The organism is Priestia sp. FSL W8-0524 (assembly GCF_038005965.1).
Lineage (GTDB): Bacteria > Bacillota > Bacilli > Bacillales > Bacillaceae_H > Priestia > Priestia zanthoxyli.
Window position 1 is genome coordinate 4,565,001 of the sequence record NZ_JBBOUG010000001.1, and the last position, 24,638, is coordinate 4,589,638.

The 24,638-nt window shown below is 38.2% G+C and carries 27 protein-coding genes, 1 rRNA gene and 1 riboswitch (1 of these 29 only partly in view); of the genes, 14 read left to right on the top strand and 14 right to left on the bottom strand.

Features of this window, described 5'->3' with window-relative positions:
- Nucleotides 1-615, bottom strand: a 16S ribosomal RNA gene (locus NST66_RS23880); it reaches 937 nt to the left of the window's first position.
- A gap of 353 nt (nt 616-968) precedes the next feature.
- On the opposite strand from NST66_RS23880, the gene NST66_RS23885 reads away from it, so the two are divergent.
- The 3 genes from NST66_RS23885 (at nt 969) to NST66_RS23895 (ending at nt 3,790) form a co-directional block, all read left to right on the top strand.
- Nucleotides 969-1,163 carry a hypothetical protein gene (locus NST66_RS23885; protein WP_033580480.1) on the top strand — a complete coding sequence of 65 codons (195 nt, stop codon included), beginning with the start codon at nt 969-971 and terminating at the stop codon, nt 1,161-1,163.
- A gap of 243 nt (nt 1,164-1,406) precedes the next feature.
- A complete protein-coding gene (locus tag NST66_RS23890; RefSeq protein ID WP_033580479.1) occupies nt 1,407-2,993 on the top strand; it encodes an AMP-binding protein in 1,587 nt (528 codons plus the stop codon).
- 119 nt (nt 2,994-3,112) lie between these two features.
- On the top strand, nt 3,113-3,790 hold the full coding sequence (locus NST66_RS23895) for an MgtC/SapB family protein (protein WP_013059577.1): 678 nt from the start codon (nt 3,113-3,115) through the stop codon (nt 3,788-3,790).
- A 27-nt stretch (nt 3,791-3,817) separates the two neighbouring features.
- Here NST66_RS23895 and NST66_RS23900 read toward each other — a convergent pair whose 3' ends face one another.
- The 7 genes from NST66_RS23900 to NST66_RS23930 all read right to left on the bottom strand — a co-directional run bounded on the left by NST66_RS23900 (nt 3,818) and on the right by NST66_RS23930 (nt 9,687).
- A complete protein-coding gene (locus tag NST66_RS23900) occupies nt 3,818-4,426 on the bottom strand; it encodes an NAD(P)-binding protein (RefSeq protein ID WP_028412598.1) in 609 nt (202 codons plus the stop codon).
- A complete protein-coding gene (locus NST66_RS23905) occupies nt 4,407-5,174 on the bottom strand; it encodes a sirohydrochlorin chelatase (protein ID WP_033580478.1) in 768 nt (255 codons plus the stop codon). The genes NST66_RS23900 and NST66_RS23905 overlap by 20 nt, the downstream gene beginning before the upstream one ends.
- Before the next feature lie 13 nt (nt 5,175-5,187).
- Nucleotides 5,188-5,967 carry a uroporphyrinogen-III C-methyltransferase gene (gene cobA, locus NST66_RS23910; protein WP_033580477.1) on the bottom strand — a complete coding sequence of 260 codons (780 nt, stop codon included), beginning with the start codon at nt 5,965-5,967 and terminating at the stop codon, nt 5,188-5,190.
- Between the two features lie 91 nt (nt 5,968-6,058).
- Nucleotides 6,059-6,658 (bottom strand): adenylyl-sulfate kinase, encoded by a 600-nt coding sequence (gene cysC, locus NST66_RS23915; RefSeq protein WP_028412601.1) that lies wholly within the window; start codon nt 6,656-6,658, stop codon nt 6,059-6,061.
- 12 nt (nt 6,659-6,670) lie between these two features.
- Nucleotides 6,671-7,822: a sulfate adenylyltransferase gene (gene sat, locus NST66_RS23920; protein ID WP_014457931.1), complete on the bottom strand. Its 1,152-nt coding sequence runs from the start codon at nt 7,820-7,822 to the stop codon at nt 6,671-6,673.
- A gap of 52 nt (nt 7,823-7,874) precedes the next feature.
- Nucleotides 7,875-8,954, bottom strand: a complete 1,080-nt coding sequence (locus NST66_RS23925) for an inorganic phosphate transporter (RefSeq protein ID WP_080754495.1) — start codon at nt 8,952-8,954, stop codon at nt 7,875-7,877.
- Between the two features lie 19 nt (nt 8,955-8,973).
- A complete protein-coding gene (locus NST66_RS23930) occupies nt 8,974-9,687 on the bottom strand; it encodes a phosphoadenylyl-sulfate reductase (RefSeq protein WP_028412604.1) in 714 nt (237 codons plus the stop codon).
- A 254-nt stretch (nt 9,688-9,941) separates the two neighbouring features.
- Nucleotides 9,942-10,044: riboswitch (SAM riboswitch) on the bottom strand.
- A 312-nt stretch (nt 10,045-10,356) separates the two neighbouring features.
- Here NST66_RS23930 and cdaS point away from each other — a divergent pair.
- The 3 genes from cdaS (at nt 10,357) to NST66_RS23945 (ending at nt 12,320) form a co-directional block, all read left to right on the top strand.
- Nucleotides 10,357-10,983, top strand: a complete 627-nt coding sequence (cdaS, locus tag NST66_RS23935) for a sporulation-specific diadenylate cyclase CdaS (RefSeq protein ID WP_028412605.1) — start codon at nt 10,357-10,359, stop codon at nt 10,981-10,983.
- 97 nt (nt 10,984-11,080) lie between these two features.
- Nucleotides 11,081-11,464, top strand: coding sequence for a VOC family protein (locus tag NST66_RS23940; RefSeq protein ID WP_033580475.1), 384 nt, complete (start codon nt 11,081-11,083; stop codon nt 11,462-11,464).
- Nucleotides 11,465-11,531: 67 nt separating this feature from the next.
- Nucleotides 11,532-12,320 (top strand): potassium channel family protein, encoded by a 789-nt coding sequence (locus NST66_RS23945; protein WP_033580474.1) that lies wholly within the window; start codon nt 11,532-11,534, stop codon nt 12,318-12,320.
- A 9-nt stretch (nt 12,321-12,329) separates the two neighbouring features.
- On the opposite strand, the gene NST66_RS23950 is transcribed toward NST66_RS23945, so the two are convergent.
- Complete coding sequence (locus tag NST66_RS23950) at nt 12,330-12,734, bottom strand: YugN-like family protein (RefSeq protein ID WP_340843715.1); 405 nt, start codon at nt 12,732-12,734, stop codon at nt 12,330-12,332.
- A gap of 100 nt (nt 12,735-12,834) precedes the next feature.
- The gene (locus tag NST66_RS23955) at nt 12,835-14,184 is read right to left on the bottom strand and encodes a glucose-6-phosphate isomerase (protein WP_013059589.1); all 1,350 of its coding nucleotides are present in this window, start codon (nt 14,182-14,184) and stop codon (nt 12,835-12,837) included.
- Between the two features lie 708 nt (nt 14,185-14,892).
- Here NST66_RS23955 and NST66_RS23960 point away from each other — a divergent pair.
- From NST66_RS23960 to mnhG, 7 genes are read left to right on the top strand one after another with little or no spacing between them, the layout of a single operon-like run.
- Complete coding sequence (locus NST66_RS23960) at nt 14,893-17,298, top strand: Na+/H+ antiporter subunit A (protein ID WP_251440644.1); 2,406 nt, start codon at nt 14,893-14,895, stop codon at nt 17,296-17,298.
- Nucleotides 17,295-17,717: a Na(+)/H(+) antiporter subunit B gene (locus tag NST66_RS23965; protein WP_013085301.1), complete on the top strand. Its 423-nt coding sequence runs from the start codon at nt 17,295-17,297 to the stop codon at nt 17,715-17,717. Before NST66_RS23960 ends, NST66_RS23965 begins: the two co-directional genes overlap by 4 nt.
- On the top strand, nt 17,717-18,058 hold the full coding sequence (locus tag NST66_RS23970) for a Na(+)/H(+) antiporter subunit C (protein WP_033580470.1): 342 nt from the start codon (nt 17,717-17,719) through the stop codon (nt 18,056-18,058). The genes NST66_RS23965 and NST66_RS23970 overlap by 1 nt, the downstream gene beginning before the upstream one ends.
- Nucleotides 18,048-19,532, top strand: a complete 1,485-nt coding sequence (locus tag NST66_RS23975) for a Na+/H+ antiporter subunit D (protein ID WP_034264157.1) — start codon at nt 18,048-18,050, stop codon at nt 19,530-19,532. Before NST66_RS23970 ends, NST66_RS23975 begins: the two co-directional genes overlap by 11 nt.
- A gap of 6 nt (nt 19,533-19,538) precedes the next feature.
- On the top strand, nt 19,539-20,015 hold the full coding sequence (locus tag NST66_RS23980) for a Na+/H+ antiporter subunit E (RefSeq protein WP_013059594.1): 477 nt from the start codon (nt 19,539-19,541) through the stop codon (nt 20,013-20,015).
- Nucleotides 20,016-20,300 carry a Na(+)/H(+) antiporter subunit F1 gene (locus NST66_RS23985; RefSeq protein ID WP_013059595.1) on the top strand — a complete coding sequence of 95 codons (285 nt, stop codon included), beginning with the start codon at nt 20,016-20,018 and terminating at the stop codon, nt 20,298-20,300.
- On the top strand, nt 20,284-20,646 hold the full coding sequence (gene mnhG / locus NST66_RS23990) for a monovalent cation/H(+) antiporter subunit G (RefSeq protein WP_013085304.1): 363 nt from the start codon (nt 20,284-20,286) through the stop codon (nt 20,644-20,646). The genes NST66_RS23985 and mnhG overlap by 17 nt, the downstream gene beginning before the upstream one ends.
- A gap of 44 nt (nt 20,647-20,690) precedes the next feature.
- Here the strand turns inward: mnhG and NST66_RS23995 are convergent, their stop codons facing one another.
- Nucleotides 20,691-21,854: an iron-containing alcohol dehydrogenase gene (locus tag NST66_RS23995; protein WP_013085305.1), complete on the bottom strand. Its 1,164-nt coding sequence runs from the start codon at nt 21,852-21,854 to the stop codon at nt 20,691-20,693.
- A 220-nt stretch (nt 21,855-22,074) separates the two neighbouring features.
- On the opposite strand from NST66_RS23995, the gene NST66_RS24000 reads away from it, so the two are divergent.
- Nucleotides 22,075-22,305, top strand: coding sequence for a DUF378 domain-containing protein (locus NST66_RS24000; RefSeq protein WP_013059598.1), 231 nt, complete (start codon nt 22,075-22,077; stop codon nt 22,303-22,305).
- 43 nt (nt 22,306-22,348) lie between these two features.
- On the opposite strand, the gene yugI is transcribed toward NST66_RS24000, so the two are convergent.
- From yugI to NST66_RS24015, 3 genes are all read right to left on the bottom strand, one after another.
- Nucleotides 22,349-22,750: a S1 domain-containing post-transcriptional regulator GSP13 gene (gene yugI / locus NST66_RS24005; protein WP_013059599.1), complete on the bottom strand. Its 402-nt coding sequence runs from the start codon at nt 22,748-22,750 to the stop codon at nt 22,349-22,351.
- A gap of 207 nt (nt 22,751-22,957) precedes the next feature.
- Nucleotides 22,958-24,118, bottom strand: a complete 1,161-nt coding sequence (locus tag NST66_RS24010) for an aminotransferase (RefSeq protein ID WP_013059600.1) — start codon at nt 24,116-24,118, stop codon at nt 22,958-22,960.
- Complete coding sequence (locus NST66_RS24015; protein ID WP_013059601.1) at nt 24,118-24,618, bottom strand: Lrp/AsnC family transcriptional regulator; 501 nt, start codon at nt 24,616-24,618, stop codon at nt 24,118-24,120. The genes NST66_RS24010 and NST66_RS24015 overlap by 1 nt, the downstream gene beginning before the upstream one ends.
- Nucleotides 24,619-24,638 lie beyond the last annotated feature (20 nt).

Here is a 24,638-nt window from a genome sequence, read left to right on the forward strand (position 1 = left end):
TCACATCAGACTTAAGAAACCGCCTGCGCGCGCTTTACGCCCAATAATTCCGGATAACGCTTGCCACCTACGTATTACCGCGGCTGCTGGCACGTAGTTAGCCGTGGCTTTCTGGTTAGGTACCGTCAAGGTACAAGCAGTTACTCTTGTACTTGTTCTTCCCTAACAACAGAGTTTTACGACCCGAAAGCCTTCATCACTCACGCGGCGTTGCTCCGTCAGACTTTCGTCCATTGCGGAAGATTCCCTACTGCTGCCTCCCGTAGGAGTCTGGGCCGTGTCTCAGTCCCAGTGTGGCCGATCACCCTCTCAGGTCGGCTATGCATCGTTGCCTTGGTGAGCCGTTACCTCACCAACTAGCTAATGCACCGCGGGCCCATCTGTAAGTGATAGCCGAAACCATCTTTCAATCATCTCCCATGAAGGAGAAGATCCTATCCGGTATTAGCTTCGGTTTCCCGAAGTTATCCCAGTCTTACAGGCAGGTTGCCCACGTGTTACTCACCCGTCCGCCGCTAACGTCATAGAAGCAAGCTTCTAATCAGTTCGCTCGACTTGCATGTATTAGGCACGCCGCCAGCGTTCATCCTGAGCCAGGATCAAACTCTCCGAAGAAATGTTTGACTTGCTCATTTTAAAAAATAAAAATTAACGTTGACGTTTGTCGCTTTGTTCAGTTTTCAAAGTTCAACCGCCGCTCTTAAGCGACTTTACCATCATAACAAGTTGCAATCTAGTTGTCAACAAGTTTTTTATTTGTTTATCACTTCGATGTTTGCTTTAGCAGTTCATCTTAGCGACATTTAATAATATACCATGCCTTCTTTTATTGTGCAATAGTTTTTCGATATATTTTTAAAAACTATTTTCTTGTACACGAAACGTTAGCCAATTAATAGATACTAGCATATCTAGACCTAAGCTAGCATAATGTCTATTAAATCATTATCCGCCAAGGAGGCGTTCACTTGGATACCTTAATTGCAGCTGCACTCTATTTGTCCTTTTGTATGTCTATTCTCTTAATTTCACTTGCTTATTGGGAATCAATTCAAATGTCTAATAAAGAAGGCAAAGTCAACGGCCTTTCATTTATTTCACTTTCAACATTCAGCATAATTTTTTGTTTGTTTACTTCATATTTTTATACCATTCTTTATTAACATGATGTTACGTTGTCTTCTTATAATAAGGAGACATTTCTTTATTTTATTACAATATTCGCATTCGGTATACTTACTTATTGAAATCAATACGATAAACTCAGCTCCCCCCTTCTTCATACGTGCGATGGACAGTGAAGGAATTTGTCGAATGATTTTTTGGAACACTTTCTTTAAATTTGATAAACTACTTTTAGAAAACGCTTTCATATATACTTTAACATTATTCAAGGAGGAAACCAAATGAAACCATTGCTTGAAGTAACGGTTGGAGAACTTTTAAAAGAAAGTACAAAAAAGTTTGGGCATCAAGAAGCGGTTATCTACTCTGAACAAAATATTCGCTATACGTACGCAGAGTTTTATCAAGAAACCTCTCGAGTTGCAAAGGCACTTCTAGCCACCGGTCTCAAAAAAGGCGATCATATCGCTATCTGGGCTACAAATGTGCCGGAATGGTTACTTCTGCAATTCGCAGCAGCTAGAATAGGCGCTGTTTTGGTTACCCTTAATACAAGCTACCAATCCTCTGAATTAGAGTATGTATTGAGGCATTCTGATACAGCAGCGCTATTTTTCATTGATGAATTTAAAAGCACTTCTTATACGTCTATTATCACCGGTATTGAACATAATCTTCCCAATCTAAAACATCTTATAAACTTAAGTGAATCAAGCGAACATACTTCTTGGAACGAGTTCTTAATGAGTAGCTCAATGGTATCGGATGAGGTGCTCGATAAGTATGAGCAATCCCTACATATCCATGAAGTTATCAATATGCAATATACTTCCGGAACAACGGGTTTTCCAAAAGGAGTTATGCTAAGTCACCATAATATAGTAAATAACGGCTTTTTAGTTGCTCAGTCTATGAAACTGACTAACGAAGACCGCTTATGCATCCCAGTTCCTTTCTTTCATTGTTTTGGATGTGTACTGGGCGTTCTAGCATGCGTATCCGTAGGTGCTACTATGCTACCGATTATTGAATTTCAGCCTTCCTCTGTTTTACGCACCGTAGAGAAAGAAAAATGTACAGCGCTTCACGGTGTACCAACTATGTTTATTGCGGAATTAAATGCACTTGAGTTTAATCAATATGACTTATCTACTCTTCGCACAGGAATCATGGCTGGTTCTAATTGTCCAGCAGAAGTAATGAAACGAGTCATAAATGACATGGGTATCAGCGAAATTACCATCGCCTATGGTCAAACCGAAACATCTCCTGTAATCACCCAAACAACCCCAACTGATTCTATCGAGCGGCGAGTACAAACGGTTGGCAAAGTACATGATCATGTACAGATTCAAATTATTAATCCAATTACAGGTAAACAAGCTTCTTTTGGAGAACAAGGAGAACTTTGTGCAAAAGGATATTTAACAATGAAAGGATATTACAAAATGCCGGAAGAAACAGAAAAAACAATTGTAGAGGGCTGGCTACATACAGGAGATTTAGCTACCATCGATAAAGATGGCTATGTAAAAATTACAGGACGTCTAAAAGATATGATTATTAGAGGTGGAGAAAACATTTACCCAAGAGAAATTGAAGAGTTTTTATATAGATTACCCGAGGTAGAAGATGTGCAAATTGTCGGTATTCCTGATCCAAAGTATGGAGAACGAGTTGCTGCATGCATTAAACTCAAGCAAGATTCTTTTCTTACCGCTCAAGAAATCAAAGACTTTTGCAAAGGTAAGCTTGCTCATTTCAAAATTCCCGAACATATTTATTTTATAGACGACTTTCCCATGACGGCATCCGGCAAGATTCAAAAATATAAATTAAAAGAAACGATCGTAGCGCTTTATAAATAATCAGATTTTTTCGAATTTCACCTGTCATTATGAAGAAAAGTTTACTATACTGATACATATCTGTTTTTCTTCTTTCATACAGATATAAACAACAATGTCTATTGAAATAGGTGAAAATAATGGAAAATGAAATGTTGCTCAAATTAGGTATTTCTGCTGTACTTGGTCTTATTATTGGAATTGAAAGGGAACTAAAACGAAAGCCTGTTGGTTTAAAAACATCTCTCGTAATTTCCATTATTAGCTGTTTACTCACGATTGTTTCGATTGAGTCTTCTCAAATTTTTAATAAAGGTGATCATATCACAATGGACCCGCTTCGTCTGGCTGCTCAAATTGTTTCTGGAATTGGTTTTTTAGGAGCGGGTGTTATTTTACGAAAAGAAAATGACAGCATCTCTGGGCTTACAACAGCCGCTATTATCTGGGGGGCAGCAGGTATAGGTATTGCTGTAGGTGCAGGGTTTTATCCCGAAGCTATTACCGGAGTTGTACTGCTCATCATCAGCGTTGAACTTCTCCCTTTCCTTATTACTATTCTAGGGCCTAGGCAACTGCGCGAGAAAGAGCTTATTCTTCAACTTAAGCTGGCTGATAAGCACAATATTTTTGATACAACTAACAGCATTAGAGAAAAGAATATTACAATAAAAAATATTCGAATCAAAGATTTAGACACCAATGAATTATATATACGTATGAAAGTGTCAGTTAATAATCAGCGTCCTACTACAGAAGTGTATTACGAGATTCAAAAAATCAGCGGTATTCGTAGCATTGAAGTTGAAAATGTATAAATGAAAAACGGCCAATTGGCCGTTTTTTTATTTATATTTTTCAATCTGTTGTAAAAATTCCCTCTGTTTTACTAGAGACAGCCGGTATTGATCATCGATAATTTCTGTTAACAACTCATGTTTACGGCTCTTTGACACATTCAATCTGTGGATAAGAACTCTGCATTCGTACAAAAACTGTGTATACTGTGTGTAACTCTCATCATAATTCGAAGATAATTCTTCTTTTATTCGTTTTGTCAACAAAGGACTAGCGCCATCTGTGGATATTGCTAGCGATAATCTCCCTCTAGAAAACTGTGCAGGAATTTGAATATTTCCATCGGAAAAACTGCTGGCCATATTAACCAACTGATCATTTTTAATATGCTGCTTAACGAACTTATTCACAGCTTTATCATTTGTAGCTACAACAATAAAAAAAACATTAAGTAAGTCTTCTTCTCCTACTTTTTTTCTTTTTACACACAGCTGATTCTTAGCTTCCCACTCATTTATTTCAGCTGAAACAGTTGGAGCAACCACTGTAATGGCTGCTCCTTCTTGTAAAAAACCTTTAATTCTACGAGTTGCGATTGTTCCGCCTCCAACTACTAAGACCGAACGATCCTTTAAATCAAGCATAACGGTATACATCGTATTGATTTCCTCTACTCGATAATAACGTTTTTACTTGATGACTTAAAATGTGTGCAAGTCCATCATGATAACCTAGGTAGTTTGCTAAGATAAACTGCTGGTCATCTGTTGATAACTGCTCCAACTCTTCCTTAATTTCGTTCATTAAAATACCGGTAAACAAAAGGTACGGGAGAACGAATACTTGCTTATACGAAGTTTGTTTAGCAAGGTGCAGGCCTTCTTTTAAATTAGGGGCAGCGGCAGCTAAATAGCATGTGCTCACTTCTTTAAAAGCTCCTTTACCTTTTAGCAGTTGAGCTATTTCGTTAAAATCTTTTTTTACAGCAGGATCACTGCTTCCTCTGCCGACCAGCAATACCATCGAATCTTCATGCTTATCCACATTGGTTTCATTGATTCTCTCTACTAAGATATCAACAATTCGTTCGTCTACGCCGAACGGTTCTCCGTACAGTACTTCTACTTGTGGATAGCGTTCATATACTTTGTGTATTTCTTCAGGTATATCATGTTTTGCATGGGCAGCTGTTAATAACAGCAGCGGCACAATGGCAATACGAGTAGCACCTTGTTCAATACACGCTTCAAATCCTTGTTCAATAGTAGGGTAAGCTAGCTCTAGGAAACAAACTTCTTGAATCGGTACATCTAGATTTTTTTTACATCTTTCAATAAAAGCAACTGCCTGATCAGCGCCTTCTTTTACGCGGCTGCCATGGCAAACATATAAAACTGCATCCATATAATCAACCTCTTTAGTAAGCTTCTTGTGCATACGAATAGTAATGCTGTCCAGTCTTCTCAAACCAATTCAATCGGTCATGAAAATTTACAACTTCACCAACGATAATCATACTGGGATTTTCAATTTGTTCTTCTTTAACAATATCAACAATTGTACCAAGAGTTCCAGTTACAGTGCGCTGGTCCGCACATGTGCCCCAGTGAATCAATGCAATTGGCGTAGCTGAGGTTTTTCCATGTTCCATTAACTGTTGGCAAATGTACGGTAAGTTCCTCACTCCCATATAAATGGCAAGAGTATCTACACCTTTGGCTAGGCTATCCCATTTGATTGCATCATGCTCGCTGTCTTTACGGTGTCCTGCTACAAAAGCAAAGCTTGCGCTGTATTCCCGGTGAGTGACAGGGATTCCTGCATAAGCAGCAGCTGCGATACCTGATGTAATTCCTGGAACAATTTCAAATGAAATGCCCTGTTGCACGAGAGCTTCTGCTTCTTCCCCTCCGCGTCCGAAAACAAATGGATCTCCGCCTTTTAAGCGCGTTACAATTTTCCCCTTTTTAGCGAATTTCACTAAAAAGTTATTGATTGTTTCTTGCTTGAGGGTATGGTAGTTTGGAAGCTTTCCGCAGTAAATAATATCAGCATCACTTTTAGCATACTCCAGCAGGTCCTTATTCACTAAACGATCATATAAGATAACATCTGCTTGCTGAATTGCTTTCAACCCTTTTAATGTAATTAAATCTGGATCTCCTGGTCCTGCACCGACTAGATATACTTTCCCCATGAATGCCTTTCACCCTTCCATCATTTCCACGTCTCCGCAGCGCTCCCAAATTTTAATTTGAATTAGAACAGCGGACAAAGTCCGCTGTCATTTAGATGAATTTTCGGTTAGATAAATATTCAATAACAGTTTGTACACATTCTTCTACAGACTGTGTGCTTGTATTAATTGTTACTTCAGGATTAGCAGGTGACTCATAGGGAGAATCAATTCCTGTAAAATCACGGATTTCTCCGCTTCTTGCTTTTTTGTAAAGGCCTTTTGGATCTCTTTTTTCACATTCTTCTAACGGACACTCTACGTATACTTCCAAAAATTCATTCCCCTCTAAGATCTCACGCACTTGAGCGCGATCTTCTTGGAATGGAGAGATAAATGCTGTTAGTACCACTTGACCGCTGTCTACGAACAGCTTAGAAACCTCACCGATACGGCGAATATTTTCTGTACGATCTTCAGCAGAAAACCCTAAATTCTTGTTTAAGCCAAAACGAACATTGTCACCATCTAATACATAATTGCGAATATTTTTATCAAAAAGCGCTTTTGCCACTGCGTTTGCTACGGTAGATTTACCTGAACCCGAAAGGCCCGTAAACCATAATACAAAACTGTGATGATTATTTTGCTCGCGTCTTTCCTGTTTTGTAATTCCAGCATCATGCCACGTAATGTTTGTTGATTTACTCACTTCAACCGCTCCTTATTTTGAAGATACTTTTTGTTTTGCTAATCCCTTAATTAACACTTCAATTACTTCTTTACGGCTGAATGTGCTTGGTGGCACTTCTCCGTTACGAAGCATTTCACGTACCTTGGTACCAGATAGAATCATATGATCTTCCTTGCTGTGAGGGCATGTTTTCGTTGATGCCATCGCTTCACACTTCTTGCAGTAGAAGCTGTGTTCAAAAAATAAAGGTGTAATTCCTAATTCATCTGCCGTAAAGTTACTGAAGATTTTTTGTGCATCATATGTTCCGTAGTAGTCACCAACACCAGCGTGGTCACGGCCTACAATGAAATGCGTGCATCCAAAGTTTTTTCGAACCATTGCATGGAAAATAGCTTCTCTAGGTCCAGCATAGCGCATTGCAGCAGGGAAAACTGCCAAAGCTACACGATCGCTAGGATAATAGTTCTCTAAAAGTACTTCATAACTTTCCATACGGATATCTGCTGGGATATCATCTGACTTTGTTTCTCCTACAAGTGGATTTAAAAACAGGCCGTCTACAATTTCTAATGCTGTTTTTTGAATATACTCATGCGCACGGTGAACAGGGTTACGAGTTTGGAATCCAACAACCGTTTTCCAACCGCGCTCTTCAAATGCTGCTCTTGTTTCAGTTGGATCTAGGTAATACTTTTCAAAACGCGTTTTAGGTGTACGTTCTACAAGTACGATTGGACCTGCTACATATACATTTGGGCGTTCCATCATTTTCTTCACACCAGGGTGGGCAAGTTCTGCTGTGCGGTACACATTTTCCGCTTCTTTTTCTTTATTTGGCGTATATACTTCAGAAACTTCTAAAACACCATATGTCACACCGCTTTGAACTAGTTTTACTTTGTCGCCAATGTTTAATTCTTTAGCCTGCTCTTCTGTTACGGGAAGAGTAATAGGAATACTCCATACAGTTCCATCTGCTAGACGCATATTTTCAACAACTGATTGATAATCTTTTTCTCCTAAAAACCCCGTAATTGGGCTATAAGCACCAATTCCAATTAGTTCTAAATCGCTTAGAGCCATGTTGTCTACTTCAATTTCTTTTGTTAGTGACGTGTAGTCATATGTTGGTTGATATAAATTAATTAATTCTCCACCGTGTGCTTGAATTGTTGTCATTTTGTAAAATCCTCCTTAAGTAATTAACACAATATAATAAAAAGCACTTGAATCACGCAGTCATTTTTTCTTTTTCCGACTGCAGGCTTGCTCTTTTTCTTCTAGTCGTTCTAGCTAAGCTTAGAATACCTCCTGTAGCAATACATCCACTAGCTAGCACCACAAATGAATATAAGTCGCTTTCAAGTACTAATTTCACAAGAACATATGAGATTACGAGTGAAAATACAGGGGATACCACCCAAACCTTTAACATTTGAATGACCACTTCTCGCTGTTCTTTCGTAAATCCCGTTTTCGCTGCGCCTATTCCAATAATAGAAGACGTAGTGACCTGTGTAAGCGGTACTGGCAAACCAAACAGTGAAGCGACTGTAACAAGAGAAGCACCAGTACCCGAGATAATACAGCCTTCTCCTACAGAATAGCGAGTAATTTTTTTTCCGTTTGTTTCAATAACTCGGCCTCCTAGTAAAAGAGCTCCGAGCGCCACCGCCAATCCTCCTGCTATGACACCCGTTGTAGCATCCATTAATCCAGCTCCTACTAGAGGACCGACAGCATTTGCCACATTGTTCATTCCAGCTGAGAAGGCTTCAAAGAATCCCGTTGCAATAACTAAAATCGTTAAAACTCTTTTCCACTTTCCCTCTGCTTCTTTTTTATGCGCTCTGCGCTTTATCACTTTCCCAATCAAAAAAGCAATAACAAATGAAACTAGCGGAACAATAATCCAAAAAGACATGACAATTAAAAGTTTTTCTACATACAGAGATTGATAAGCTACCCCTACTCCAACAACTGAGCCAACTGTTACTTCACTTGTTGATAAAGGGATACCAATCAAATTCGCGAAAAAGAGTGACAGCGTTGCAGCAGCCAGAATGATAATAACTAATTCTACTGACAGCAGTTTTTCAGGTATGATACCTGAACTGATGGTTTTTACCACCTCACCGCCTCCGGTAACAGCTCCGAGCACAATTCCTACAGCACAGATGAACAGGGCCACTCTTCGCTTTTTAATTGCACCGGAGCCGTATGAAACGCCCATAGCAGCTGCTGCACCGCTTGCCCCAATATTCATTGCAAAAAAAAGCGCAATGATAAAGGCAACATATAAAAGCATCATTTATTCAGCTCTTTCGTATTTAAGATTCGTGTAATCCGCACTCCACTTTTTGTGTACCTGCCCATCTTCCTGAACGTAAATCGTCTACATTATAGGCAGGTGCGGTACAGGGCTCACAGCCGATACTTGGGTAGCCTTGATCATGAAGTTTGTTGTATGGCAAATCATGCTTATACACATAACGCCAAATTTCTTTCCATGACCAATGAATTAACGGACAAACTTTCACCTTCTTGAATTTCTCATCTTTATTAAAATAATTCGTGTTGGCACGAGACTCAGACTGCTCACGTCTCAAACCGGAAATCCACGCATCATAAGGAGCAAGGGATTCTCTTAGCGGAATGATTTTTCGAATTTGACAGCATAGGTTAGGCTGACTCTTCCAAAGCTCATCTCCATGTTTTTCAGCTTGTTCTGCAAGAGTTAAATCCGGCTTTTTCATATGAATACGTAAATCAGGGAAGCGTTCTTTAATTGCATCAATCACTTCATATGTTTCTTTAAAATGAACCCCTGTATCTAAAAAGACAATTTCAGCATCTTTTTTCACTTTTGAAATTAAATCAATTAACACGATTCCTTCGATCCCAAAGCTTGACGCATAAATAATTGAATCTCCGTAGGTATCATACGCCCACTGCAATGCTGAAAGGGCTCCTTTTGTTTCATCTTTACTGTCGAACTCTGGAAATGTATCGCTCCAGTTTTCGTACGTATATAAGTCTGCCATTTTCTCCACTCCAATTCTTAGTTATCCGCGTTATCCAATAAAAAAAGACGGTTTTACCCACTAGAATTGGATAAAACCGCCTCTAGTGTGTCTAGTCAGCGAAACTATTTAATTCTTACTTTGCTTCGGCGTGTTCAAAGGTTTGTTTTAAGTCGGGGGTTTACAGTCATCGTTGTCCCTCCTCAAAATATCTCTTGCGCTATATCAAAATAAAAAGTCTTCCGTATTGAAAGACTGGGTAGGCAATAATTTTCACCTTATCTTTCAAAATGATACACACTTTGCTGGAATTAGCACCTTGCTAAGCAGGTTGCCGGGGTTCAGCGGGCCAGATCCCTCCACCACTCTTGATAAGCATTTTTTAAAAATTTTAGCATATTTAGAATATTTGTCAACATTAAAAATTATATATCCGATAAGAAAACTATACTTTAAATTCACAGAAATATCTATACTTTTATTTAAAACAACATATGTAAATTTAACCCAAATGTGAACATATCAGTTTATAAAACGCTTTCTTTTTTCCCGACTTTTTATGTTCTCTTGCTAAATAAAATGCAAAATCTCTCTATAAAATTAATAACGGATTTATGAGCTTTACGGATAATTCACCCACATTAGCACACATTACAGATAACACTGACTGACAGATAGGAGCTATATAAGATGGAGAGACAACCCTTTCAATTAGACGATACAATTAAAAATAATGTGCGAACATATTTACAGCAGATTTCAACTGAAGCCTCTAATTTAATTAAACATTTAGACACGAGTGATCATTGTATTTTATGTGATTTTGAGGAGATGAGAAGGTTATTTCAAGATGTTCAAGCTACGGCCGCCTCTTATTACTTGCGTCATTACTTATCGCCTTATACATTTGAATACGCTGCTCTGTCCCTAGCTATTCATAACCTCTCTGAGAAACGTCACGGCGCTTTAATTGTCATTGAAAGGGAACAAAATGTTGATCCTCTTATTCAAAAAGGAATGCCTATTCAAGCTCCTGTCAGCGCTACGCTAGTTGAGACACTGTTCTATCCAGGGACACCCTTACATGACGGAGCCGTCCTAATTAGAAATAATCAGCTTATTTCAGCTGCTAATGTTTTACCTCTCTCGTCTATTATTTCAACGAACAAAAAGTTGGGAACACGTCACCGTGCAGCAATTGGAATGTCGGAAAAATCGGATGCATTAATTTTAGTTGTATCTGAAGAAACAGGTAAAATTTCGTTTGCTCTTGATGGAAGCCTCTACCCTATTCACTCCAGCAAAAATATGATTTAAGAGCCCTTTCCTGATAAGCAGCCCTATCTTGACTTATCTATCCTTTCTCTTTAATATATTTCATAGTTTTTACATACTATAGATACGGGTGATGCATATGGCAATTTTAAAATTTGAACATGTAGGCGTTCAAGTAAAGGATATAGAAGAATCTATTGAGTTCTATACACAAAAAGTGGGATTGGAGCTCATCGAAACACTACCACATACCGATCCGTCTTTGAAGCTAGCTTTTCTAGGTTTAGAAGGCAATGTAATCGTAGAGTTAATTCAAGGGTATAACTCAAGCTTACCTAGTGAAGGTAAAGTTCACCATTTTGCGCTGGCAGTAGATGGAATTGAAGAGGAGTTTGAGCGTTTAAAATCAGCAGGCGTTTCATTTGTGGAAGAAAACATTGTAACTTTGCCAAATGGAGCAAGATACTTATTTTTCTACGGTCCAGACAAAGAATGGATTGAATATTACGAAGTAAAAAGATAAAGATATCTTATACCTTCAGTGAAAAATGGTCATACTGTGGCTATGACTAATCACTGGAGGTTTTTTTATGATGGAATGGCTATTATTCCGACTTTTTCGTCGTTCTATTTTAGTGCGGCTTCTTTTTATTATCGGCTGCCTTGTTTTACTTTTCGGCATGCTTATACATTTCCTAGAGCCGCAAACGTTTGGGAATGTGTTTGAAGGAATTTGGTGGGTTATTATTACAATCTCTACTATAGGATACGGTGATTTTGCTCCCACCACTACGATTGGAAGGTTAGCTGCAATTATTTTAGTCCTGGTTGGAACGGGATTTATTACTACTTATTTTGTCACGCTTTCTAAAATTGCTGTTTCCGCTGAGAGCGCTTATTTGGAAGGGAATTTAAAGTTTTATGGAAAAGATCACTTCATCGTTGTGGGGTGGAATGAGCGCGCCAAACTCGTGCTAGAGTCTTATCGCGACGCATTTCATAAAGAAGACATTGTTCTTATCGACGACTCTCTGACTAAAAACCCCATGATCTGTGATCGCGTTCATTTTATTAAAGGAAGTCCCTCTCACTATGAGGTATTAGAACTTGCCAATGCTCGGTGCGCAAAAAAAGTGCTGATTACTGCCGATCAGCATAAGACAGAAGAATATGCAGACATGAATACGATTGTTACGCTAGTCGCTCTGCAAGGATTGAACCCTTCTATTTACAGCATCGTTGAACTGTTAACAAAAAAGCATATTCAAAATGCGCAAAATTTGGGGGTAAATGAAATGATTAAAACAAACGAGTTGATTAGTCAGGTCATGTACGAACATATTTTTGTGAAAAAATTAGAGAGTTTAAGAAAAGAATAATCCTTTCAATTATTGAAGCAGCGCCTCTTCTGCCTCTCTAATTAGCTCTTCTCCTAAGCTGATATACTTTTTTGGAAATGAAGCGTCTGCGTCTTGGGGTTCTGCAAACTGGTTAAATGAAGCACCCACGTTTCCATTGTGAACATTGTCATCTAAGCCAATTTGATACTTATGTGAAAGTAAAAATGGCGTACCAATCTGTACGGTTGTTCCTTTAGAATCCAGTTCTCCATTCGTAGCTGTAAACGGGATACGTAAAAACTGATAGCCGACTTCATCATTCATCTTATAGTCGAATGAACCATGATCATAATCCCAATTTCCTCCAATGTTATACCCAAGCGGCTTAAGCGTTTTTTCTAATTCATAAAGCTTGAATAATGTGCCGTCTAATCTTGAAGATAATTCAATCATCTTATCCCTCCTCTGTTTTAACATGTCCTTTTTCCAGCTTTTTATCCTTTATCTCAAAAGCAAAAAAGTTCACCTTCTAACAAGAAGGTGAACTTTTTATTTATTTCAAACGCTTTTCTAATTCTGCTTTTTTCTCTTCAAAACCAGGTTTTCCAAGAAGAGCAAACATATTTACTTTGTATGCTTCTACTCCCGGCTGATCAAATGGGTTTACGCCTAATAAATAGCCGCTGATTGCGCATGCTTTTTCGAAGAAATATACAACATATCCAAATGTATACTCATCTAGCGCTGGAATGTTCACAACTAAGTTTGGAACGCCTCCGTCTGTGTGAGCAAGCATTGTACCTTGGAACGCTTTTTTATTTACAAAGTCAACTGTTTCACCAGCTAAGTAATTTAGTCCATCTAAGTCCGCTGCATCTTCTTCAATTGTTAGCTCATGACGAGAATCTTGAACTTGTACAATTGTTTCAAAAATATCGCGACGACCTTCTTGTACATATTGACCTAAAGAATGAAGATCCGTTGAGAAGTTAGCAGATGAAGGGTAAATACCTTTTTGGTCTTTTCCTTCACTTTCACCAAATAACTGTTTCCACCACTCAGCAAAGTACTGAAGAGCTGGCTCATAGTTAATCAGCATTTCAATTGTTTTTCCTTTATTATAAAGAACATTACGAGCTACAGCATATTGATAAGCTGGGTTCTCTTCTAGCTCTGATGATGAAAATGCTTCTTGAGCATCAGCTGCCCCTTTCATCATTTGTTCGATATCAAGACCTGCAGCGGCGATTGGTAATAAGCCAACCGCTGTTAATACAGAATAACGGCCGCCTACATCATCTGGAATAACAAATGTTTCATAGCCTTCTTCGTCCGCTAATGTTTTTAATGCGCCGCGCGCTTTATCTGTTGTTGCATAAATACGCTTGCGTGCTTCTTCTTTCCCGTATTTCTCTTCTAATAATTTACGGAAGATACGGAAAGCAATCGCCGGTTCTGTTGTTGTACCAGATTTTGAAATAACATTAATAGAGAAATCTTTATCTTGTAAAACATCCATTAGGTCTTTCATGTATGTTGAGCTGATGTTGTTACCAGCAAAAATAACTTGCGGAGTTTTACGCTGTTCTTTTGATAATGTGTTATAGAATGAATGCTGAAGCATTTCAATAGCAGCACGAGCACCTAAGTAAGATCCTCCAATACCAATAACAATCAATACATCTGAATCCGATTTAATTTTTTCTGCACTTTTTTGAATGCGTGCAAATTCTTCTTTGTCATACTCCGTAGGAAGGTCTACCCATCCTAAAAAGTCGTTCCCAGCACCTGTTTTTTCATGAATTGAATGGTGAGCTACTTTCACGGCATCACGTAAGTATGTAAGTTCATGTTCACCAAAAAATGATAACGCGTTTGAATAATCAAAACGAACATGTGTCATAATCTGTTCCTCCATTAAAATATCTTTATTTTCCACTTTATCGAAACTGTTAGCTGAATTCAAGGGAATCCACTTACAATTTGACACAATCATTATAGTTTGTTGAAACTGCAATCATTGTATGTACCCTTTTATTTAACGATAAATTCAGTTATGAAGTCAACTAATGTTCTTTGATTAAAAAACGTAATTCATGCACGATGACGCAAATAATAAGCAAATAAAAAACGACTAAAGAGTGGTCTTCAATCGTTTTTCATTTACTTACCGGATGGTGCAATATAGTTCATTTCACCTATCTTTACATATTGTCTCGGTTTATAAGAGGCTTTTAACAGGGAAGAGTCTATTGATATAGAATTTTCAGCTTCACTTTTAGAAGTGATTAGCATCCTGTTTTCTTCTTTCATTTCCAAGTGATTATTCAGTACAAATCCGCTCATACATAATGCGCTAAAAATGAGAAAACTGATGGTTATTTGTTTCCTATACATTTCCATCACCTCACTCTTAGAGTGACAATTTCACCTGATTTTTATACGTCTAAAAAAATTTTTTTATGTTTTTTTTATGGATTTTGTGACGAGTTTCTATTTATTTAATAAGGTTTGAAAAATCCGCTGATACTAAGAATTAGCATGGATGCATGCATAATTAAATTATTATATAATCGGTTACAGAATTGAATATCACAAGGAGGTTTGTCTTTTGTCGTGGTTGCACTTGGTGATTTTATCGCCTTTTTTATTAGCCTTTTTTGTCCCGCTTCTGTATAGGAAATTCCAGCGTATTCATACAGGGTGGTTCGTTTTACCTCTCCCACTTGTGTTGTTCATTTATTTCACACAATATATCAGTGGTGTTTCTAAAGGGGAAACCTACCTACATTCAATGAAATGGATACCTAGTCTGGGCATTAACTTTGATGCTTATGTGGATGGACTCGGTCTTCTATTTTCTCTGTTAATCACTGGAATTGGGACACTTGTTATTCTTTACTCCATTTATTATCTTTCTAAGACAAAAGAAGCGCTGCATTCGTTTTATGTCTATTTGCTTCTTTTTATGGGGTCTATGCTAGGAGTTGTATTATCAGACAACTTAATGAGTCTTTACAGCTTTTGGGAATTAACAAGCCTTTCATCTTTTTTATTGATTGGTTATTGGTACAAACGAGAGAAATCTCAATACGGAGCCTTAAAATCTATGCTCATTACCGTATTCGGAGGACTTTCCCTATTAGCAGGAATTGTACTTTTATATGTCATGACAGGTACTTTCAGCATACGCGAAATTATCTCAAACGTAGATGTGGTTACATCAAGTCATCTATTTATTCCAGCTCTAGTCCTCATTTTATTAGGGGCCTTTACAAAATCTGCTCAGTTTCCTTTTCATATTTGGCTGCCAGATGCAATGGAAGCTCCAACCCCAGTGAGTGCATACCTTCATTCAGCTACAATGGTAAAAGCGGGAATTTATCTTTTAGCAAGACTAAGCCCTGTTTTTGCTATAAGCGCCACTTGGTTTTTTGTTATTTCAATCATAGGACTAATTACACTGTTTTGGGGCTCGTTTTCAGCAGTAAAGCAACAAGACTTGAAAGGGATTTTAGCTTTTTCAACAATTAGTCAGCTTGGGATGATTATGTCACTTATAGGAGTAGGTAGCGCAGCTATTCACTATGATTTTTTAGACGATAATATCTACTTAGTGGCTCTTACTGCAGCAGTTTTCCATTTGATTAACCACGCTACCTTCAAAGGCAGCTTGTTTATGGTAGTAGGCATTGTCGATCATGAAACAGGCACGCGTGACATTAGAAAGTTAGGCGGGTTAATGAGCTTCATGCCTGTCACATTTACCATTGCTATCATTGGGGGATTTTCAATGGCAGGTCTCCCTCCCTTTAACGGATTTTTAAGTAAAGAGATGTTTTTTACAGGCATGGTAAACGTGACAAAAATGGATATGTATAGCATGCAGACGTGGGGAATTTTGCTGCCTATCATCGCTTGGGTGGGAAGTATTTTTACGTTCGTCTATAGTATGATTCTTGTCTTTAAAACCTTTACAGGCAAATACCAGCCCGAAAAGTTGGAGAAGAAGCCGCATGAAGCACCAATAGGCATGCTGATTTCACCGGTTATTTTAGCATCATTGGTTGTTATTTTTGGCTTTGCTCCTAATTTATTAGAATCAACTCTTATTGAGCCAACAATGGCCTCTATCGCACCTAGCCTGCTAGAGGCAGGTAAAGAATATCAAGTGCATATTAAATTTTGGCACGGTTTTACGCCAGAATTATTTATGACGCTAGGAGTCATCACATTTGGTATTTTGTTGTTTATGACGCTTCAAAAGTGGTCAAAAATTTATACACGATTCCCTTCTTCTTTAACGCTTAATAACGGATATAATTATGGCATTAAAGGGATGGAAAAAGGCTCAACGCGCATCATGAAAACATTAATGACAGGATTTATTAGAGACTATCTTTTAATCATTTTTACTTTCATAGGCATTTTACTTCTCGTAACCCTCTTTTCTCAGAATGCCTTTGCGATTGATTTAAAAGATACTGCTTCTATCGGCGTTTATGAAGCCATACTAGCAGTTGTAATGGTTGCGGCTACTATTACAACTTTATTGGCAAAATCACGCCTCACAGCCATTATTTCGCTGGGAGTTGTCGGGTATACGCTTTCTTTATTTTTCGTATTATTCCGTGCTCCTGACTTAGCTTTGACTCAATTAGTTATTGAAACTGTATCAGTATCACTGTTTTTACTATGTTTCTACTACTTGCCGGAGTTTCGGAAGCGAAAAGTAAGGGTGAAGTTTCAACTGCCAAACTTACTGGTTGCCCTTCTTGTAGGAACGACCGTTACATTGCTTGGCATATCAGCAAACAGTACAAAACTATTTGAATCGATTTCACATTACTTTATTGAAAACAGTTATGAAAAAGCAGGCGGCGAAAACATGGTGAACGTGATTCTTGTTGACTTCCGCGGATTTGATACATTATTTGAAATTACCGTACTTTGTATAGCAGCTCTTGCTATCTATGGCATGATTCGTCTTCGGTTAACAAAGGAGGAAGAAGAGTGAAAAAAAATGATTTGATACTACAAACAACAACGAAAGTAGTCACATTCATTATTATCATTTTTGCCATTCATCTTTTCTTTGCAGGTCATTATACACCTGGAGGAGGGTTTGTTGGGGGACTTACTACCTCAGCTGCCCTTGTATTACTACTGCTGGCTTTCGATATAAAAACCGTATCGAAAGTCATCCCATTTGATTATAAGAAGGTTGCGGCTTCCGGTCTGCTGCTAGCTATTTTAACCGGGCTGGGATCATTTATTTTCAAAGTTCCCTTTCTCACTCACACGTACAGCTACTTTAACCTTCCCCTTCTCGGGAAAACATCTTTAGCTACCGTTGTACTGTTTGATTTAGGCGTATATCTAGTAGTTGTTGGTGTTACGATGACCATTATTCAAACGATTGGAGAGAGTGAATAGTGGAAATATTAATGTCCGTAGTGGCAGGGATTCTATTCACTGCCGCTGTATATCTCATGTTATCCCGCAGTTTACTGCGAATTATTATTGGAACAGGCTTATTAAGCCACGGTGTTCACCTGTTGATTTTAACGATGGGCGGATTAAAAGGGGGGAGTGTTCCCCTTCTGGGAGAAAAGGCTTCTTCTTATACAGATCCTTTACCTCAAGCCCTCATTTTAACTGCCATTGTCATAAGCTTTGGCGTCACTTCTTTTTTCCTTGTACTAGCTTACAGGGCTTATCAAGAACTCGGAACAGACGATATGGACAAGTTAAGGGGAAATGAACATGACGAGTAATTTTGTAATCATCCCACTGCTTATCCCGTTTGTTGTAGGTGTTGTGCTCATTTTTTTCAAAGACAATATTAAACTTCAAAGGATAATCAGTGTTTTATCATTAATCACCACCACTGCTTTTGCTGCATATTTGGTACAGTTGGTTCAATCAAAAGGTGTTTTAACTCACGAGCTTGGGAACTGGAAACCTCCTTTTGGAATTATTCTAGTAGCGGACATGTTCGCTTCCCTTCTCGTACTTACTGCTAGTATCGTAACACTATGCTGCGTTCTTTTTGCTTTTCATACAATTGGCGAAAAACGTGAACGCTTTTACTTTTATTCGTTTGTACAGTTTTTATTAGTAGGCGTATTTGGCGCTTTCTTGACAGGTGATATCTTTAACTTATTTGTCTTTTTTGAAGTCATGCTTATGTCTTCGTACGCTCTCATTGTAATTGGCGGTACAAAAGCACAGCTTCGAGAGTCTCTTAAGTATATTTTAGTCAATGTCATTTCATCTGCTTTGTTTGTAATTGCTGTTGCTTATTTGTACGCCGTAACAGGAACTCTCAACATGGCAGACCTTTCGCAGCGAATTGCAGAGGCTAATCAGCCGGGAATTTTAACAACCATTGGCATGCTTTTATTTATTGTATTTGCATTAAAAGCAGCTTTATTCCCAATGTATTTTTGGCTTCCAGGTTCGTACAGTGCGCCTCCACCCGTTATCATCGGGTTGTTTGGTGCATTGCTCACAAAAGTAGGCGTTTATTCGATTTTCAGGACTTTCACTTTACTGTTTTACCATCATCCTGAATTCACTCATCAAATTATCGGCTACGTTGCGCTTTTGACTATCGTTGTTGGTGCAGTAGGCGCCATTGCTTATTCGGATGTGAATAAAATTTTAATTTATAATATTATTATTGCTGTCGGAGTCATTGTCTACGGTGTAACTTTAACAACAAAAGCAGGTTTTGAAGGAGCCATTTATTATTTAATTCACGACATGATTATTAAAGCAGCTCTCTTCCTTCTTGCTGGAAGCATCATTCGAATAACTGGAACAACAAAATTAAAGAAAATGGGTGGGTTAATTAAAGACTATCCGCTGCTTGGCTGGATGTTTTTTATCGCTACTATTTCGTTGGCAGGAATTCCTCCCCTAAGCGGCTTTATTGGAAAATTCCTTTTAGTTCAAGGCGGTTTAGAATCAGAGAGCTACACGTTTGTAGGAGTTTTACTCGTTTCAAGCCTGCTCGTTTTATATTCTGCCATTAAGATTTTCATGAGCTGCTTCTGGGGTGAACCTACGCTTTCTTCTGAGCATGAAAAAGTATCCCTTAAAGGTATTCTATACCCATCCGCTATCTTACTTGCTGTTTCTGTCTTTTTAGGACTAGGTGCAGAAGCTGTTATTCCTTATGTGTCGACAGCCGCTCAAACGCTTATGGATCCTTCAATTTATATCCAATCGGTGTTAAAGGAGTAGATCTGCATGTCATTTCAACTATTATTAAACGTAATCATTGCATTCACATGGATGTTTTTGAGAGGGATTTGGACACTACCTTCCTTTATTATAGGATTTTTCTGGGGAGCGGTACTGCTGTTTGTTTTCCGCCGTTTTTTTCACAGACGTTTTTACCTGCATAAAGTATATGCGATCATTAAGCTGCTGTTTATTTTCATACGAGAATTATTCAAAGCCAATATTGCAGTGACGAAAGACGTATTGCGCCCTAAATTAAATATTCAGCCAGCCATCTTTGCAATGCCAACCCGTCTGGAGAGTGAATGGGAAATTACCATTCTTTCTCTTTTAATTACGCTAACGCCAGGCACACTGGTAATGGATGTGTCAGATGACAATTCTACTATCTATATTCATGCAATCAATACCGACGATATTGATGACATTATTACAGATATTCAGCAAACATTCGAAAAAGCTATTATGGAGGTGAGTCGTTAAATGCTCGATATTTTTCTAAACGTTTCGCTCATTCTCATTTCTGCTTCAACTATTGGGTTTGTTTACCGAGTGGTAAAAGGTCCGTCAACTGCTGACCGAGCAATGGCCCTTGATGCTATTGGAATTAACATCATTGCTATCACGGCCATCATCTCGATTATTTTTCGAACTCAGGCTTTTTTCGAAGTCATTTTACTGCTAGGCATCATAGCCTTTGTAGGTACCGTTGCTTTTTCTAAGTTTTTAGAGAAAGGAGAAGTGATTGAATATGAACGTGATCAGTGAAATCATTGTAGGAGCTTTGGTACTAATAGGGTCTCTTCTGACAGTTGTGACCATGATTGGGCTTATTCGTTTGCCTGATACGTACACAAGAAGTCATGCTGCCTCCAAAAGTGCTACCTTAGGCGTCCTGTTTATATTAGTGGGCTGCTTACTCTACTTTTGGATTGACACTGGCCATATTAGTGCACGGTTAATTTTAGCGATTGTTTTTGTGTTTATCACCTCTCCTATTGCTGGGCATTTACTAGGAAGAGCAGCTTATTACAGCGGAGTTCCTCTTTCTGATAAAACCGTTCGGGATGATTTGAAAACCAAACAGCAGAAAAAGCTTACCCATCATGAATAAAAAAAAACGCCGTGCGGTTTGCACGGCGTTTTTTATCGAGAATCTTATAAAGAAGCGCGTAGGATTGCTAGTACATCTTCTTTGTTTAATTTTTTAAATTTACCAAATTCACCTTTGGCCATTGCACGATCAGCCATAAGATCTAATTTGTCTTCGCCAATATCATAATCAGCTAAGCGAGTTGGTGCACCTAGGCTTGACCAGAATTCACGAAGCTTATCTACACCTTCAAGTGCTACTTCTTTATCTGTCTTACCTTCCGTATCTACGTTAAATACGCGTACAGCTACTTGCTTGAAGCGATCTACGTTCTCATCCATTACGTGTTTCATCCAGTTCGGGAATAAAATTGCGAGTCCACCCGCATGTGGAATATCATATACAGCTGATACCGCATGCTCAATATTATGAGTAGCCCAATCGCCTTGGTGTCCCATTTGTAACATACCGTTTAATGCGATGGTACCATTGTATAAAATCGTTTCACGTAACTCGTAGTTTTCTAAGTCGTTTAATAATTTTGGTCCCGTTTCAATAACCGTTTGTAGCACACCTTCACACATACGATCTTGAAGCGGCGTATTTGTTGCAGCATGGAAATATTGTTCAAATACGTGGCTCATCATGTCAACCATACCATAAACTGTTTGATTTTTTGGTACAGTAAATGTATTAACCGGATCTAAAATAGAGAATTGAGGGAATGTTGCCGGACTGCCCCAGCCGTATTTTTCTTGTGTTTCCCAATTTGTAATAACAGAACCAGCATTCATTTCTGAACCTGTTGCTGCTAATGTTAGCACTGTTCCAAATGGAAGAGCTTCAGCTGCGAATACGTCGCGGTTAATGATGTCCCATACGTCGCCATCATATTTTGCGCCTGCTGCGATTGCTTTTGTACAATCGATTACGCTTCCTCCACCTACTGCAAGTAAAAATTCAATACCGTTTTCTTTACAAATATCGATTCCTTTGCGAACAGTTGTCAGACGAGGATTCGGTTCTACTCCCGCTAACTCATGTACTTCTGCATTCATGTCATTCAGTACATCCATTACTTGATCGTATAAACCGCTGCGTTTTACACTTCCTCCGCCGTATACTAATAATATCTTTTTACCAAAGCGACTTGCTTCTGTTTTTAATTGCTCTAATTGACCTTTACCAAAAATTAATTTTGTAGGATTATAAAATGTAAAATTGTTCACTATAAACTCCTCCTTACGAGCTTGATTACATGCATCATTATGAAGAACAACTTTTTGATTGTAAAGAAAATTGACTTCCTAAAGATTATTCCCTGTTGGCTAGATGCTCACCCCATCCAAATGAACGTTTATTTGTCTGTATCTTCCAAAAGCAAATATGCATATTTCCCTCTAAAAAAAGCAGGCTAATAAGTGAACTACAAAACAAGGAGGGTTCATCATGAGTGGTATTCAACGTATTGCGCTCGTATTAACGATTATTGGAGCAATTAACTGGGGACTTATTGGCTTTTTTCAATTTGATTTAGTAGCAGCAATCTTCGGCGGTCAAACATCTGCTTTCTCCCGCATTATTTATGGATTGGTTGGAATCGCAGGACTGATTAACCTAGGTCTATTATTTAAACCTTCTGCTGAAGTAGAGCGTACAGAACCTAGAACGGAACATTAAAAAAAGAAGGATAGCTAAGCTATCCTTCTTTTTTTCTTATTTCTTATTTCTTAATTAGATCTTCGCGGTTTGATTGCTCAATCCACTCTTCTAATTTTTCTTTTAATGTGTTGAATCCTTGAGTAGATTCAGTATGAACTGTTGCTTGACCTTGACGCTTTTTAGCAGGTTTTTTAGGTGCAGAAGCTTCAGTTTTTTCTGGAGCTGGCTCAGTTGCACGAATAGATAAACCAATTTTACCAGTTGACTCATCAACAGATAAAACTTTAACGTTTACTTCGTCTCCTACTGATAAATGTTCGTTAATATCTTTAACGAAGCCATGTTTTACTTCTGAGATATGAACTAATCCTTGAGTTTCTTCATTTAATGCAACGAATGCACCGTATGGTTGAATTCCTGTTACTTTACCTTTTGTAACAGTACCGATTTCAAATTTTGACATATAAACACTCCTAGATACCTTATTATTTTCACCATTATAGCCAATTTAAAATTATAGCACAGTTCATAGATTGAATCAAAAAGTAGTTATACTATATTTATTATTTACCAATTTCGTCACAAATATAAACTAACACTACATTTCATCATAGCAAAAAAGATATTATATCAAACCGTCTATACGATATGACATAATATCTTATTTTTATTATAACTTATTTTCAACAAAACGGCTAATCCGTTTTATGGATTCTTCTAATGATTCCATTGAAGAGGCGTATGAACAGCGAATATGTCCCTCTCCGCCTTTTCCAAATACATTGCCTGGCACGACGGCTACTCGTTCTTCAAGCAAAAGCTGCTCAGCGAATTCTTCCGATGACAATCCCGTTTTCTTGATAGACGGGAATACATAAAACGCTCCTCCGGGAGAATGGCATTCCAGACCAATTTGATTTAATGACTTCACCATATAGTTCCGTCTTCTGCGATAGCTTTTTCTCATCTCTTCTACGTCATGCTGCCCGTTTTGTAGTGCTTCAATTGCTCCATACTGGGCCATGGTAGGCGCGCACATCATTGTATACTGATGAATTTTCAACATTGCTTTAGCAATCTCAGTTGGTGCACATATGTACCCAAGACGCCATCCAGTCATAGCAAACCCTTTAGAAAAGCCTGAAATAATAATAGTTCGTTCTTTCATTCCTTCTAAAGAAGCAATAGATGTAAATTCTTCATCATATGTTAATTCTGCATATATTTCATCCGTGATAACAAGCAAGTCATGCTTGATTACAATATCCGCAATAGCCTGCAACTCTTCTTTAGATAGCGAACTTCCTGTTGGATTATTAGGAGAACATAAAAGAAGGGCTTTCGTGTTACTTGTAATGACTTCTTCAATCTGTCTAGGCTGTAGTTTAAACTCTGTTTCCGCCGTTGTTTCAATTGCCACAGGAACTCCTCCTGCTAGCGAAATTAACGGGCTGTAAGACACAAAGTTTGGCTCCACGACAATAATCTCATCTTCAGGGTTAATCAAAGCTCGCATTGTAATGTCTAAAGCCTGACTTCCTCCAACGGTCACAATAATATCATCTTTATAATCATACGAGACGTTAAAATTTCTTTTCATATACTTCATAATTTCAAAGCGGAGCTCTAAAAGCCCCGCATTTGCTGTATAAGAGGTATATCCTCTTTCCAACGATAAAATACTCGCTTCTCGAACAGCCCAAGATGTGACAAAATCAGGTTCACCTACTCCAAGAGAGATGACGTTATCCATACTTGCTGCTAAATCAAAAAAGCGGCGAATACCTGAAGGTTTCAGCTGTTGTACAGTTGTTGACAAGCGCTCTTTCATTACGGAGACACCACGATTCTGCGATCTTCATCGCCTTGGTCGTAGATGGTACCATCGTGCTTGTATTTTTTCATAATAAAGTGAGTCGTTGTAGATAAAACAGAGTCTAGCGTAGAAAGCTTTTCAGAAACGAAAAATGCTACTTCAGACATTGATTTTTCTTCAATAATAACAGACAAATCATATGCTCCTGACATTAGGTACACGGATTTTACTTCTTGAAAACGATAGATGCGCTCCGCAATCTCGTCAAAGCCTACTCCTCGCTTTGGTGCAACTTTTACATCTATCATAGCTGTGACGCCCTCATGTCCATCTACTCGTCTCCAGTTAATATCAGCTGAATATTGCACAATTACTTTTTCTCTCTCTAGCTTTTTAACAATATTAGAGGTTTCTTCAAACGTTAAATCCACCATTTTTGAAATACTATCTATTGAAATACGGCTATTTTTTTCTAGAATTTCTAAAATTTCTAACTCTTTTTCTTCTAAGAACACCGCGTTCCCCTCCTACACCG

What these genes read in the sequence shown, in the direction of transcription:
- NST66_RS23890 (WP_033580479.1), top strand. Translation starts at nt 1,407, where the DNA reads ATGAAACCATTGCTTGAAGTAACGGTTGGAGAACTTTTAAAAGAAAGT.
- NST66_RS23895 (WP_013059577.1), top strand. Translation starts at nt 3,113, where the DNA reads ATGGAAAATGAAATGTTGCTCAAATTAGGTATTTCTGCTGTACTTGGT.
- NST66_RS23900 (WP_028412598.1), bottom strand. Translation starts at nt 4,426, where the DNA reads ATGTATACCGTTATGCTTGATTTAAAGGATCGTTCGGTCTTAGTAGTT.
- NST66_RS23905 (WP_033580478.1), bottom strand. Translation starts at nt 5,174, where the DNA reads ATGGATGCAGTTTTATATGTTTGCCATGGCAGCCGCGTAAAAGAAGGC.
- cobA (WP_033580477.1), bottom strand. Translation starts at nt 5,967, where the DNA reads ATGGGGAAAGTATATCTAGTCGGTGCAGGACCAGGAGATCCAGATTTA.
- sat (WP_014457931.1), bottom strand. Translation starts at nt 7,822, where the DNA reads ATGACAACAATTCAAGCACACGGTGGAGAATTAATTAATTTATATCAA.
- NST66_RS23925 (WP_080754495.1), bottom strand. Translation starts at nt 8,954, where the DNA reads ATGATGCTTTTATATGTTGCCTTTATCATTGCGCTTTTTTTTGCAATG.
- NST66_RS23930 (WP_028412604.1), bottom strand. Translation starts at nt 9,687, where the DNA reads ATGGCAGACTTATATACGTACGAAAACTGGAGCGATACATTTCCAGAG.
- cdaS (WP_028412605.1), top strand. Translation starts at nt 10,357, where the DNA reads ATGGAGAGACAACCCTTTCAATTAGACGATACAATTAAAAATAATGTG.
- NST66_RS23940 (WP_033580475.1), top strand. Translation starts at nt 11,081, where the DNA reads ATGGCAATTTTAAAATTTGAACATGTAGGCGTTCAAGTAAAGGATATA.
- NST66_RS23945 (WP_033580474.1), top strand. Translation starts at nt 11,532, where the DNA reads ATGATGGAATGGCTATTATTCCGACTTTTTCGTCGTTCTATTTTAGTG.
- NST66_RS23950 (WP_340843715.1), bottom strand. Translation starts at nt 12,734, where the DNA reads ATGATTGAATTATCTTCAAGATTAGACGGCACATTATTCAAGCTTTAT.
- NST66_RS23955 (WP_013059589.1), bottom strand. Translation starts at nt 14,184, where the DNA reads ATGACACATGTTCGTTTTGATTATTCAAACGCGTTATCATTTTTTGGT.
- NST66_RS23975 (WP_034264157.1), top strand. Translation starts at nt 18,048, where the DNA reads ATGACGAGTAATTTTGTAATCATCCCACTGCTTATCCCGTTTGTTGTA.
- NST66_RS23980 (WP_013059594.1), top strand. Translation starts at nt 19,539, where the DNA reads ATGTCATTTCAACTATTATTAAACGTAATCATTGCATTCACATGGATG.
- NST66_RS23985 (WP_013059595.1), top strand. Translation starts at nt 20,016, where the DNA reads ATGCTCGATATTTTTCTAAACGTTTCGCTCATTCTCATTTCTGCTTCA.
- mnhG (WP_013085304.1), top strand. Translation starts at nt 20,284, where the DNA reads ATGAACGTGATCAGTGAAATCATTGTAGGAGCTTTGGTACTAATAGGG.
- NST66_RS24000 (WP_013059598.1), top strand. Translation starts at nt 22,075, where the DNA reads ATGAGTGGTATTCAACGTATTGCGCTCGTATTAACGATTATTGGAGCA.
- yugI (WP_013059599.1), bottom strand. Translation starts at nt 22,750, where the DNA reads ATGTCAAAATTTGAAATCGGTACTGTTACAAAAGGTAAAGTAACAGGA.
- NST66_RS24010 (WP_013059600.1), bottom strand. Translation starts at nt 24,118, where the DNA reads ATGAAAGAGCGCTTGTCAACAACTGTACAACAGCTGAAACCTTCAGGT.